Origin of the sequence: Cellulophaga geojensis KL-A, from assembly GCF_000568425.1 — a bacterium.
In the GTDB taxonomy this organism is placed as follows: domain Bacteria; phylum Bacteroidota; class Bacteroidia; order Flavobacteriales; family Flavobacteriaceae; genus Cellulophaga; species Cellulophaga lytica.
On the sequence record NZ_ARZX01000001.1, the window covers coordinates 80,221 to 94,422 of the forward strand.

9 protein-coding genes are annotated in these 14,202 nt (G+C 32.5%); 7 read left to right on the forward strand and 2 right to left on the reverse strand.

All coding sequences use genetic code 11. The features are described 5' to 3' along the window. Window positions 1-299: 299 nt before the first annotated feature. From KLA_RS00475 to rlmB, 6 genes are all read left to right on the forward strand, one after another. A complete protein-coding gene (locus KLA_RS00475; protein ID WP_013621707.1) occupies window positions 300-3,401 on the forward strand; it encodes a SusC/RagA family TonB-linked outer membrane protein in 3,102 nt (1,033 codons plus the stop codon). 11 nt (window positions 3,402-3,412) lie between these two features. Further along, a complete protein-coding gene (locus KLA_RS00480; RefSeq protein ID WP_034642792.1) occupies window positions 3,413-4,918 on the forward strand; it encodes a RagB/SusD family nutrient uptake outer membrane protein in 1,506 nt (501 codons plus the stop codon). Between the two features lie 60 nt (window positions 4,919-4,978). After that, window positions 4,979-5,425 (forward strand): hypothetical protein, encoded by a 447-nt coding sequence (locus KLA_RS00485; RefSeq protein ID WP_152536818.1) that lies wholly within the window; start codon window positions 4,979-4,981, stop codon window positions 5,423-5,425. A 246-nt stretch (window positions 5,426-5,671) separates the two neighbouring features. Next, complete coding sequence (locus tag KLA_RS00490; RefSeq protein ID WP_034642797.1) at window positions 5,672-8,881, forward strand: SusC/RagA family TonB-linked outer membrane protein; 3,210 nt, start codon at window positions 5,672-5,674, stop codon at window positions 8,879-8,881. 4 nt (window positions 8,882-8,885) lie between these two features. Next, window positions 8,886-10,481: a SusD/RagB family nutrient-binding outer membrane lipoprotein gene (locus KLA_RS00495; protein ID WP_013621701.1), complete on the forward strand. Its 1,596-nt coding sequence runs from the start codon at window positions 8,886-8,888 to the stop codon at window positions 10,479-10,481. 76 nt (window positions 10,482-10,557) lie between these two features. Continuing rightward, window positions 10,558-11,295 carry a 23S rRNA (guanosine(2251)-2'-O)-methyltransferase RlmB gene (gene rlmB / locus KLA_RS00500; protein ID WP_013621700.1) on the forward strand — a complete coding sequence of 246 codons (738 nt, stop codon included), beginning with the start codon at window positions 10,558-10,560 and terminating at the stop codon, window positions 11,293-11,295. A gap of 6 nt (window positions 11,296-11,301) precedes the next feature. Here rlmB and KLA_RS00505 read toward each other — a convergent pair whose 3' ends face one another. Continuing rightward, window positions 11,302-12,048 (reverse strand): rhomboid family intramembrane serine protease, encoded by a 747-nt coding sequence (locus KLA_RS00505; RefSeq protein WP_034642801.1) that lies wholly within the window; start codon window positions 12,046-12,048, stop codon window positions 11,302-11,304. Between the two features lie 89 nt (window positions 12,049-12,137). Here KLA_RS00505 and KLA_RS00510 point away from each other — a divergent pair, with 89 nt between their 5' ends. Beyond that, complete coding sequence (locus KLA_RS00510) at window positions 12,138-13,415, forward strand: replication-associated recombination protein A (protein WP_013621698.1); 1,278 nt, start codon at window positions 12,138-12,140, stop codon at window positions 13,413-13,415. Between the two features lie 2 nt (window positions 13,416-13,417). Here KLA_RS00510 and KLA_RS00515 read toward each other — a convergent pair whose 3' ends face one another. After that, on the reverse strand, window positions 13,418-14,200 hold the full coding sequence (locus tag KLA_RS00515) for a hypothetical protein (protein WP_034642803.1): 783 nt from the start codon (window positions 14,198-14,200) through the stop codon (window positions 13,418-13,420). Between the last annotated feature and the right edge of the window lie 2 nt (window positions 14,201-14,202).

The window sequence follows — 14,202 nt, forward strand, 5'->3', positions numbered from 1 at the left end:
ATAAATTTTTTCCCTTCTTTTAAGGGCGGCAAATGTAGTAATTATTTATTAAAATTCAAATAGTTACACATTAATTTTATTTTTTTCAAAGAAACACTCTAGACAAAATCAAATTCATTTACAAAAAAAACAACTTCAAATATCATCAACAAAAATAAAACAAAGTATCAATCGCTAACTATTATTTAACAATCGTTAATGTTAAAATTAAGCTTGAATGTTAAAAAAAAGCTAATTATATTTTTTTAATTAACATTAATTTAAGATTTTTGAAATCGACTAATTCAAAACTCATAAAAATGAAGACAAAAAAAAGAGGAATCTTAACGCTATTATTAGCGTTTATTGTGCACTTATCATTTGCACAACAAAAAACGATTTCTGGTACAGTAACCGATCAAGATGGTTTACCTCTACCAGGAGTTAACATCCTTGTTAAAGGAACTAAAATAGGAACTCAAACTGGATTTGATGGCGAGTATACTATAGCGGGTAATGTTGGTCAGGTTTTAATCTACACCTACATTGGACAAAAAGAAACCACTAGAGCTATTGGGACAAACAACGTCATTAACGTTCAAATGGAAGAAGATGCAGAAGCGTTAGATGAAATTGTTGTTACTGGTGTTGCCAGAGGTACATCAACTAAAAAACTGGGTTTTGCGCTAAGTAAGGTAAGCGAAGAGAGTTTACAAAATGTTCCTGCGGCTGATCCTGCAAATGCCCTAAGAGGTAAGGTTGCTGGTGTAAGAATCGTTAGTCCATCTGGAAACCCTTCTTCTGATGCTTCAATTAGATTAAGAGGTTCTACATCTATATCTGGGTCACAATCACCTTTAATTATAGTAGATGGAATTATTACTGATGGATCTCTTAAAGATATAGCTGTTGAAAACATCGAATCTATGGAGGTTATTAAAGGTGCTGCCGCATCTTCTCTTTATGGTTCATTAGCTGGTAATGGTGTTATTCAAATCATCACTAAAAAAGGGCGCGGAAAAATGCAAGTAACTGTTAAAACAGAGTATGGTTTCTCTGAAATTGCTAATGATTACGATTTATCATCTGTACACCCATATAAAAATGACTCACAAGGAGTTAGAATGGGTGATTGGGATAATGACCCGTCAACTCCAGACACTAGCAACTTCGGTTTTGATTTATCTACTGGAAACAGAGTGCTAGATGATGATGCGGTTTTTGATAACCCATACCTAACTAACAACATAAACAATGTTGATAATATTTTTACTAACCAACCTTTTGAAACCAATACTGTTTCGATTGGTGGATCTAAAAATGATATTAACTATTTTTTATCTGCCCAAAGAAATGAAACAAAGGGTATTATAGAAGGTTTAGACCCATACAAAAGAAATAACTTTAGAGCTAACTTTGATGTTAAAGCCTCTGATAAGGTTACTGTTAAATTTAACGGATCATTAGCGCAAACAAAAGGTATTAATGTAACTGAACAAGGACAAGGTGCCAATGTATTTTATAGCGGCCTGGTTGTAGAGCCTTTTATTGACTTACAAGAAAAAACAGCAGATGGCGAATACTCTAACGTACCTAGTGGTTATGAAGTACAAGGTTCTAATTTCCAAAACCCTCTTTATGTGCTACAAAATAGAAGAGATGGGTTTGATAGACAAAGAATGTTATTAGGAGCTTCTTTGAATTATGACATAACAGATAATTTTAGCTTTTCTGCACAACAAAGTTTAGATCAAACCATATACTCATACAAGGGAATAGTAAAATCAGGATTTATTACACCTACACCAAGTCCTACACTTAACAATGGTAGCATAACTTTAAACGAAAGTAAAACAAGTACTTTAGTTTCGTCAATGCAATTAAATTATTTCACAGAACTTTCTCCTGATTTGAATTTTGCAGCGAGTTTAAAATACTTGTTTGAAAACAGACAATTTAAAAGTTTAAACACTTCTGGTTACGATTTTATAGCAGCTCAAGGTGTTGAAACAATACAAAATACTCCAATTGACAATAGAAGTGTTTCTTCTTATTACCAAAAAGAAATTGCTAAAAACTATTTTGTCAATGTTGATTTGGATTATAAAGACAAGTTAATACTTAATGGTTTAGTTAGGTTTGATCAATCTTCTTTGTTTGGTAGCGATGAAAGAAACAAAATGTACTACAGAGGATCATTAGCATATAGATTATCGCAAGATTTAGACATTAACGGAATAGAAGAATTCAAATTAAGAGCTGCTTATGGTACTGCTGGTCAAAGACCTCCTGCATTTAATGCTCAATACGAAACATTTACTGTTAATGCAAACTCAATAGTACCTGGTGCTTTAGGTAATACATTTTTAAAACCTTCAGAAACTAGAGAATTAGAGGTTGGTTTGGATATTGATTTCTTAGACAGATTTTCTTTCTCTACCAGTTATGCAGACACAAAAACTATTGATGCAATGATTCAGGTACCATTATCTGGTGTTGCAGGTTTCTCTACTCAATGGCAAAATATTGGTGAAATTTCTAGCAAATACATAGAAATGTCTTTATCTGGTAATATCATTAAGAACAAAAATTTCTCATGGGATTTCCAAGTTAATTTTGACAAGGGAACACAAGAGATAACTGACCTAAATGGTATTGCTCCATTTACGAGAAATACTAACTCTGCAATTGACATTTTTAGAGTTGAAGAAAATTTACCATACGGTACTATGTTTGGACAAACTTTTGCAAAATCTACAGATCAACTAATAACAGATAATTCTGGAGCAGTATTAAATGGTACACAAGGAGGAACTGTAAGTGATTACTCTGTAAACAGTGATGGTTTTGTTGTTTTAACAAGTGCAATTGGTACAGCAGACGAAGCTCCTGTAAAATTATACGATGAAGCTTCAAATTCAGATTTAATATCAAAAATAGGTGACACCAACCCTGATTTCAATGTAGGTTTTTCATCTTCTTTTAAATATAAAAACTTAGGATTATATGTATTAACAGATTGGCAACAAGGTGGTGATATATACAACTACACTAAGCAACTTTTATACTTTAACGAGAGACATATTGACTTACAAACATTTGGAGCTGCTGGCAAAAACCAAAATTACGCTCAAAATATATACAACAAATCAGATCCAACTGATCACTTTGTAGAGGACGGTTCTTTCGTAAAAATTAGAGAAATATCATTAGACTATACTCTAACAGGCGAACAAATGAATATTGATTTCATTGATAGTATTAAATTCGGAATAAGTGGTAGAAACTTATTTACATGGACAAACTATACAGGATGGGATCCTGAGGTTGCAATAGGTCAAAACCCAACTAACTTTAGATTAGATGAATTTGCTTATCCTAACTTCAGAAATTATTCTTTCACATTTATGATTAAATTTTAAAAAAGAGAAAAATGAAAAGATTAATATACAAAATAACGTTATGCATCATTTCCAGCGCAATTTTTACCAGCTGTGAAGATTTAGATGTAGAAAACACGAACCAACCAGATCTAGTTCAAGCACTAGCAAGTGCAGACGACGTTAAAAGTTTGCTAGACGGTTCTACAACAAATGCCTTTACACATTTAATAGGGTTTACAGGTATTTATATGAATTTAATGGCTGATCAAACAACAACGACTAATGCTTATTTAAGTTTTTGGAATTTTGCAGATCAACCTAGAGTACAAATAAACAACAGTAGTACAAATGCTGATTTAGGCTCACACGTAGGGTCTAACTGGTCTTCATTAAACAATTACATATATAGCGCTAACACAGTTATTGACTTAATTGAGTTTAAAGGAAATACTATGATTGTTGATGATGTAGATAAAACTCAAGAAATGTTAGCAACAGCATACTTTGTTAAAGGCTTATGTCAAGGCTACATATCTTTACTTTTTGATAAAGCATATATAGTAAATCCTGATACAGATTTAGCCGCTTTAGAGTTTAAGACTTACAAAGAACTTAATGATGTTGCCATTCAGAATCTAGATACTGCTATCTCTTTAGCTCAAAGCGATTCTAGTATATCGTTAAAAATACACAATGCATATACTATTGACAATGCTACTTTTATTAAGCTAGCAAATTCTTTTGCTGCTAAAATATTAATTAACTTACCTAGAACTAAAGCAGAAGCTAGTACAACGGATTATAACAAAGTTCTTACATATGCTAACAAAGGGATTACAGAGGATTTTAACCCTCCTACAGATGGCGGTTATCAATTTTTTAACAATATGCAAGACTGGTCTACTTATACTTTAAGTGATGGTGCCGGTTATTTGCCTACTGATATTAAAATTGCTTCATTATTTGATGAAACATATCCTAAAGATTATCCAACAGATGCTTCAGTAACACCTGAACCTGCAAATTCTTCTGACCCAAGATTAGATGAATATTTTGAATATGTTACTGCGTTTGGCTTCTTAAGAGAGTCTAGAGGTAGAGAATTATTTACAAACTACAGACATCGTAGGTATTTCACTAACAATGATAGAGGAACAGATCCTGGTTTATCTACAGACATATTTCACACAGAAGAACTAGACTACATAAAAGCAGAAGCAACATTATATGCATCTGGTGCAGGTGCCGCTAAAACTATACTAGACAATTCTGTAAGATTTACTAAAGGTGGCATAACAACTGGAGGTACACCTGAAGAAATTGAAAAAGCATTGTTTTATGAATATTCTATAGAACTAGACTTAGGTAGCACAATAGGTACTCAATGGATGTTTATGAGAAGACACGATTTATTACAAACTGGAACTCCTCTACAGTTTCCTGTGCCTGGAACAGAATTAGAAATCACAGGAGATCAATTATATACTTTTGGAGGTGAATCTAATGGTTCCCAAGAAGGAACTGCTGATGGAAGTAACTCTTGGAACGGAAATTAAAAATTAATGATTACGGAGTTAATAAAAACTCAAAAGCTCCGTAATTTTCAACTTTTAGCTATGTTAAAAAAACAACTAAAAACTATTATAACATTAGTAACATTATCACTGGTTTTTAGCTGTATTAATAATACAATAAAAAAATCCAATAACATTATATCTATAAATTACCCTGAAAGTAACTTATTTAAAATAAAAGATGATAACTGGATTATTATAGATGACATAAAAGTAACACATAAGAATAACATTGAAAAAGTAAATAATTTTTCAATACCCTCTTACAGTTTTACAAGCTTAAAAGTTGAAGGCAAAACATTAACAGAAAAAGCAAATACTATTGATATGGGAATGCATTTGTACAATGTATTAAAACATAGCAATAAATATATTTTTCACAATAAAGCTGAAATTTTAATTAATGGTAAAATAACTTTTAGTAGAAAAGACAAAAAAAAAATACTCATTGAGTATAAAAAAAATTACCCAGTAAATATCAGCTTTTAAATGATTTAATTTTTTAATATTTGAGTAGTAACGAAAAAAGTCTTTGAAGAAATTCAAAGGCTTTTTTTAATAACAAACATTAGCTATAAAATATCTTTAATTAACAATAAAAATACAATTGTATATGCTAAAAAAACATATGTTATTTTAATAATTTACTCTATTTGTTAAAATAAAGTGAATATTATTTTTTTAATTAACATTATTTTTTGACTTTTGAAACCGACTAATTCAAATTTCAAAAAAATGAAAACAAAACAAAGAGGAATCTTAACGCTACTCTTAGCGTTTATTGTGCACTTAACTTTTGCACAACAAAAAACGATTTCTGGTACAGTTACCGATCAAGATGGTATACCATTACCAGGCGTAAACATCCTTGTTAAAGGAACAACTACAGGTACTCAAACAGATTTTGATGGGAAATACTCAATTTCAGCATCTAGCGGGCAAGTACTTTTATTTACCTATTTAGGTCAAACACCAACATCACGTACGGTGAATAACCAAGATGTTATTAACGTACAAATGACAGAAGATGCAGAAGCATTACAAGAAGTTGTTGTTACTGCTTTGGGTATTTCTAGAGAAAAAAAATCGCTAGGTTACTCTACCCAAACTGTTAGTGGTGATGACATAGCCGAAACTAGAAGTTCAAATGCTCTTAATGCTATGTCTGGTAAAGTAGCGGGTGTTCAAATTTCAAATAACTCTGGTAACTTAGGAGGATCTACAAGAATTGTATTAAGGGGACCAAGTTCAATAACACAAGAAAACAGACCGTTAATGGTTGTTGATGGTATTCCTTTAGACAATTCTAATTACAATAGCAGCTCTACCCAAACAGGGGGCGGCGGACGTGATTTTGGAGATGCTGGTTTTGACATCAACCCAGATGACATTGAAACTATGAACATACTTAAAGGTGGTGCCGCAGCTGCTCTTTATGGCTCACGTGCAAGTAATGGTGTTATCCTTATAACAACAAAGTCTGGAAAAAAAGGAAAAGCACAAATAACAATAAACTCTGGTATTACATTTGACAAAGTTAATATTCTTCCTAAAGTACAAAACTTATACGGTGGTGGTGCTGGTGATGCAAGCACTATAGGTCAAGTTGGTTTTGGAACTACAACTATTAATGGTACTGTGTATAATGTTGTTGATTATGGTACAGATGAATCTTGGGGGCCAAGATATGAAGGTCAACAAGTATTGCATTGGGATGCTTTTGATCCTGAGTTTAGTGATGATTATTTACAAACAAGGCCATGGGTTGCTCCTAAAAATGATAAAGATTCTTTTTGGAATACTGGTGTAACTTATAATAACGGAGTATCTTTTTCACAAGGAACAGAAAAATCTACAGTACGTTTAAGTGCTAATAAAACAAGTACTACTGGTATTGTTCCTAATTCTGAGTTAAATAAAAGCTCTGTTAACTTTAACGCTACAAGTCAATTAACAGATAAGTTGAAAGTAGATGCACTTGTTAACTTAACAATTACTGACGGATTTAATAGGCCAGCTTCAGGTTATACAGGATCTGGTGTAGTTCAGCAGATGTATCAATTTGGTCAAACGTCTTTAGATTTTGAACGTTTAAAAAAATATAAAAGAGAAGACGGTACTCAACGTAGCTGGAATAGAGTTTCTGCAGAAGATGGAAGCCCTAGATACTCAGACAACCCATACTGGACATTGTATGAAAATACATCAGAAGATAAACGTACACGTTGGTATGGTAATATAGGTGCAACTTATAATTTTACAGATGAATTATATGTAGTTGCTAAAATATATGCAGATACTTATGACTTTAGAATAAATGATCGTAGAGCAGTTGGCTCTCAATCACCAGCATTTTATACTGAAACGGATAGAGATTTCCAAGAAATAAATTACGAGGCTAGACTACATTTTGACAAAAAATTTATGGATGATAAATTTAGTGTTAACTCATTTATAGGTACAAACCGTAGGGATAATGAATTTCATAGATTATCTGCAACTACTTCGGGAGGTTTGGTTGTACCTGGACTTTACAACATTAGTAACTCATCAGACCCTGCTCAGGCAACAGAATATGACTCTTACAAAAGAGTAAACAGTGTTTACGGATCTGTTTCTTTAGGATATGACAACTTTGCTTATTTAACAGTTGTTGGTCGTAGTGATTGGTCATCAACACTTCCTGAAAATGATAATTCTTTCTTTTACCCAGGTGTAAACGGTAGTATTGTGTTTTCTAATTTAATTAAAGCAGATTGGTTGTCATTTGGTAAAATACGTGGTGGTTATGCAGAAGTAGGTAGTGATACTGACCCTTACCAGTTAGCAACTACATTTGTAGCTGATATTCCATTTTTAGGAGATGTACCATTTAGTACAAATGGTATAAGCCAAAATCCAAATTTACGTCCAGAATTAAAGCAGACTTATGAAGTAGGTTTAGAAATGGCTTTCTTAAAAAATCGCCTTAGTTTTGATCTAACTTACTACAATGAAGAAACTAGCGACTTGATAACTCCTGTAACAGTTGACCCTTCAACAGGTTACAACTCTACATTTACAAATGCAGGTGTTTTAAGAAACAGAGGTATAGAAGCTTTAGTTAATATAACTCCAATACAAACTGAAGATTTTTCTTGGGATTTCACTTGGAATTTCTCAAAAAATGACAACGAATTACTTGAAATAATTGACGGTGTAGAATCTTTACAAATTGCATCTTTTCCTTTTAATTCAGTATCAATAAATGCTGTTGTAGGGGAATCATATGGAGTAATTAGAGGTACAAATTTTGTTTTTGATGATCAAGGTAACAAGGTTGTAAATGCAAACGGTAGCTACGCAGAAACTCAAAATGTAGAAAACTTAGGATCAATTCTTCCTGATTACAATATGGGCTTTAAAAATAGTTTCCGTTACAAAAACCTTAGTTTAGGATTTTTAATAGATGTACAAAAAGGTGGTAAGTACAGGTCTCTAACAAATATATGGGGTAACTACTCTGGTATATTAGAACAAACAGCAACAAACAACAAAAGAGAAGTTGGTACCGTTTTAGAAGGTGTAACGGGTACTATTACTTATGATGCTAATGGAGATTATGTTGTAACAAATACAGCTCCAAATACCCAAGTAATATCTGCACAGCAGGAAGGTACAGATTATTATTTTGGAGCAGATGCAGCCAATGTATTTAATGCCGATTACGTAAAATTAAGGGAGGTTAGTTTAAGTTATAAATTACCATCTAACCTATTAAAAAACACTGGTATTTCTGCTGTAAACATTTCTGCTTTTGGAAGAAACTTAGGTGTGTGGGGATTAGACAATGATAACTTTGACCCAGAAGTAGCTACTTCTGGAAGTGGAAACATCCAAGGTTCTGAAGGTGGTTCTTTACCATCAACTAAAAGCTATGGATTAAACTTACAATTAAAATTCTAAGAAAATGAAAAATAAATTTATACTATTATTAGCAGTTGTATTGGCAATTACTTTTAATTCCTGTGACCAAGATTTAGCAGAAATTAATGAGAATCCAAACAACCCAGAGGTAGTACCTACTAGTAATATTTTTGCTAGTGCTACTAAACAATTCACAGATTTCTCTAGAGATGCATTTAATGAAGGAAGATTAACTCTTCCTTGGGTTCAGTACTGGGGACAAACTGCTTATGCTGATGAAGACAGATATCTATACCGTGAATCTTCTGCAGAATCTATATACCGCAACACATATTTAGTTGCTACAGATTTTAAAGCTATATTAGATCAAAATACAAATGAAGAAACAAGAGGCCTTGCTGCTGCATATGGCGATAATGATAATCAAATAGCCGCTTCTCGTATTATGCTTTCTTATATGTTTTACGAGCTAACAAATTTCTTTGGGGATGTTCCTTACTATTCTTATGGTTCTGATAACGAAACCTTTCAAGCTTTAAAGCTAGAGGAAACAGCTACACCTGTTTTTGCTGCTCAAGAAGATATCTATATGGATATACTAAAAGAATTAAGAGAGTCTGCTGATATGATTAATGAAGGTGCTGTAGTTTTTAACAGTGGTGATAACATTTATGGTGGAGATGCAACAAAGTGGAAAAAGTTTGCCAATTCTTTAATCCTAAGAGTAGCTACAACTATAAAAGGTGTGGATAACGCAACATATGAAACTGCTTTTGATGCAGCTATTGCTAGTGGAGTTATGACATCTAATGATGATAATGCTGCACAATCATACGACACTGCTGATGCTAATTCTTCACCATTGTGGGATTCATTCATTGACAGAACAGATTTTGCTGTTGCAGCACCATTTATAGAGTTACTAAAAGGAGAAAGAGGAAACTTTAATCCTGACCCTAGATTATTTAAAATGGCTGTACCAATTTCAGAAGGAATAGCAAAAGTTAAAGATGGAACTGCAGTTGTTACAGAAAACTTTGATGACTATGTAGGTATTCCTTATGCTTTTAGAAATACTAATTTTTTAAGAAACATTGCGTATTCTTATCCTAGCAGTAACGTTCTAAAACCAAACTACAAAGAAGTTCTAATGGAATATGCAGAGGTAGAATTCTTAATTTCTGAACGTAATGGTTGGTCACAAACTAATTATGAAAATGGTGTAACTGCAAGTATGGAAAAATGGGGAGTTCCTACAGCAGACATTACTACTTTTGTATCAAGTTTGCCTGCTGCTAATCAAGCAAATGTATTAAACCAAAAATACATTGCTTTATATATGCAAGCTCACCAAGCATACACAGAATACAGAAGAACAGGTTTTCCAAATACATTAATTCAACCTAATGAATTAATCACTTTACCTCAAGTTCAAGTTGATGAACAAAATACAGATGACCCATTAACTAGTTATATTTTTGAACCTGGACCTGTAGACCCTTCTGTAGATGATTTACCTTTTCGTTTAAGGTACCCGCAATTACTACAAACTTTAAATGGGGAAAACAGAAATGCTGCTGCCCAAGGCCTTTCTAATGGTGATTTAATTACAAGTAAATTATTTTGGGATGTAAACTAATTAATTAGAAAAATAAATCCTATTTAATATCTAAACCTGCGGAGATTTCCGCAGGTTTTTTTTATACCTTTGCCAAATGGAAAAAACTACCCAAATTTATGGTATTAGAGCTATTATAGAAGCCATTAATGCTAATGAAGCTCTAGATAAAATTTTTGTTCAAAAGGGATTAAAAGGTGATCTTTTTAGAGAACTAGAAAATTTAGCCAGAAAAAAAGGAATTAGCATTTCTTATGTACCTGTTGAAAAACTAAACAGGCTAACAAAAAATAATCACCAAGGTGTAGTTGCTAACATATCTCCTATCACGTTTCATAATTTTGAAGAATTAGTTGAAAGCGTTATTCAAAAAAAAGAAGCTCCTCTTTTTCTACTTTTAGATCAATTATCTGATGTACGTAATTTTGGTGCCATTATCAGAACCGCAGAGTGTACTGGTGTAGATGGTATAATTATTCAGAAAAAAGGTGCTGCACCTGTAACTGCAGATACCATAAAAACATCTGCCGGAGCGGCCTTTAAAGTTCCAATTGCAAAAGTTAACCACATTAAAGACGCTGTACATTATTTACAGGCATCTGGAGTAAAAATTATTGCTGCCTCAGAAAAAACTGAAAACACAATTTACGATGTTTCTTTTAAAGAAGCTTCTGCAATAATTATGGGATCAGAAGATGTAGGTATTTCTCCATCAATATTAAAAGCAGCAGACCATACTGCTAAATTGCCATTATTAGGGGAAATAGAATCATTAAACGTTTCTGTTGCTTGTGGTGTATTTTTATATGAAGCTGTAAGGCAACGCTTAGCATAAATTACGCTACTCTTCTTTGTTTTCTTTATAGTGGTAAGTAATTTTAATTGGAGTTGTAGTATCTAAATCGGTTTCAGGTTCTGATTCCGGAGTAGATTCTATAAAATTACCATCTTCGTCAAAATGACGTAAAAACTCATCTGCTTCCTCATTGTAGCTATCCTCTTCCCAAGCATATTTTTTGGGTTTAGGAATATCTGCCTTTAAAAAGTATGCAAAAAACAACCCTGTAATAAATCCGCCTAAATGGCCTTCCCAAGATATACCTTCTTTTATTGGTAAAATATACCAAAGCATACTACCGTAAACAAATACAACAAATAAAGAAAGTGCAATTAATCTAAAATGTTTTGCAAAAACACCTTTAAAAAATATAAAACTAGCTAGTAAGTAAATAACTCCACTTGCTCCAATATGGTAAGATGGTCTACCAATTACCCAAGTAATTAAACCAGACAATAGTGTACCATAAAATAATACTTTAAAAGCTACTGGTTTATAAAAATAAACAAGAGCGGCACTTAACACCACCAATGGCAATGTATTACTATACAAATGTTTTAATGACCCATGTATAAACGGACTAAAAAAAATACCTTTAATTCCGCTAAGTGTTCTTGGATACACTCCAAAATGGTTAAAATTAATTTTAAATTGTAATTCTACCCAATAGACCGTCCAAATACTAAGTACTGCTATTATTGGCACTAATAATACCGAATTGGAGAATTTAAAGTAATTATTGTCTGTCATTAACACTAATTTACTACAATAACGCAATGATTTAGCCAAAAAATATAAATCTGCTAAATTGTCATTTAGATTCTTTTTATTTTTGTGGTATGAATGAGCCTTTAGCAGAAAGAGTAAGACCAAAAACGTTAACAGAATATGTGAGTCAGACCCACTTAGTTGGTGATAATGGCACACTAACCCAACAAATTAAAAGAGGTATATTACCTTCTTTAATTCTTTGGGGACCTCCTGGTACTGGTAAAACCACTTTAGCTAATATTATAGCTAATGAAATAGACAGGCCTTTTTACACACTAAGTGCTATTAGTAGTGGGGTAAAAGATGTTAGAGAGGTTATAGAAAAAGCAAAAAAAAGCGGCGGTTTATTTACTACTAAAAATCCCATTTTATTTATTGATGAAATTCATCGATTTAGTAAATCTCAGCAAGATTCTTTACTGGCAGCTGTAGAAAAGGGTTGGGTTACCTTGATTGGGGCTACAACTGAAAATCCTAGTTTTGAAGTTATACCCGCACTTTTAAGCAGGTGTCAGGTTTATATTTTAAAACCTTTTGATAAGCACGACTTGGTTACTTTGCTTGAACGTGCAATACGACAAGATGCACAGCTACAAAAAAAGAAAATTGAACTAAAAGAAACAGAAGCTTTGTTAAGACTCTCTGGAGGTGACGGCAGAAAGCTGTTAAATATGTTTGAGCTAGTTATAAATTCTGAAGACACAGAAGATGTTGTTATTACTGATGAATTGGTACTAAGCAAAGTACAAAAAAACACTGTTTTATATGACAAAACAGGAGAGCAACATTATGATATTGTTTCTGCTTTTATAAAATCTATTCGTGGTAGTGACCCTAACGGTGCTGTGTATTGGTTAGCTCGTATGATTGAAGGAGGCGAAGATGTAAAATTTATTGCTCGAAGAATGCTTATTGCTGCGTCTGAAGATATTGGCAATGCTAACCCTACTGCTTTGGTTATGGCTAATACCACTTTTCAAGCTGTTAGTACAATTGGTTACCCAGAAGCACGAATTATACTTAGCCAATGTGCTATATATTTAGCTACATCTGCTAAAAGTAATGCCAGTTATGCTGCTATAGGAAAAGCACAGCAGGTTGTTAAACAAACAGGAGATTTATCTGTACCGCTTGCTTTGCGTAATGCTCCCACCAAATTAATGAAAGATATTGGTTATGGTAAAGACTACCAATATGCCCACAATTATGAAAATAACTTTGTAGCAGCAGAATTTTTACCTGATGAGTTATCAGGTAGTTCTTTTTACATTCCTGGAAATAATAACCGAGAACGAACTATTAAAGAATTTTTAAAAAATAGGTGGAAAGATAAATATGAACTTTAGAACTAAAACTTTATGTTTAATTCTTTAGATTGTAATTTACCTCCTTGGTAATACTCAAAAAACCATTTGCCGTTTTTAGATACTACTATTCCGTTAATATCATTATTAGTTGCCAAAAATACATTTTGTACTGTAGTTTTATACATTTTGTATTCAATTTTAGGAGTACTATCTACCAATTGGTAACCATTGCTAATCTGTTGTGCATATAAAACACCTTCTAGAACAGACTCTTCTGCTTTAGCAACTGCAACAACTTGTTTTTTAACTGGAGCCGGAGCTACTGTTTTTTCCTTAACCTCTTCTACATCACCTTCATAACTCACAACCAAAGTTTGGTTATTTTGCTTTTCTTGTTGCTTAGGTGTGTAATTATAAGTTATTGTATTAAAAGATTTAAATGCACTTCTAATAGCTTCATTATAGGCTTTTTGATATTCTTTTTGTTTACTCTTTGCAATTGTAGTTTTAAAAACTTGGTCTGCATTACAGTCTTTTAGTAACAAACCTGCTTTTGTAGTAAACATATTAGACTCATCTTTTAAATCTACTGTTAAACCTAAACATCTGTTAGATTTTAAATCTTGTGGCATAGCGTCATCATATACAACATTATACCCCTTTTTATCAAACAGAAACTTAACCAATGCACTTGTTCTATATTGATCTTCCTCTTTAAAAGCATTAAATTTTTTAGGAACAATTATGTATTTATACTCGTTAAAATTTTGAGCTGATAAAAAAAATGAGCACATAAAAATTGCGCTAAAAAGTAACTGTTTCATAG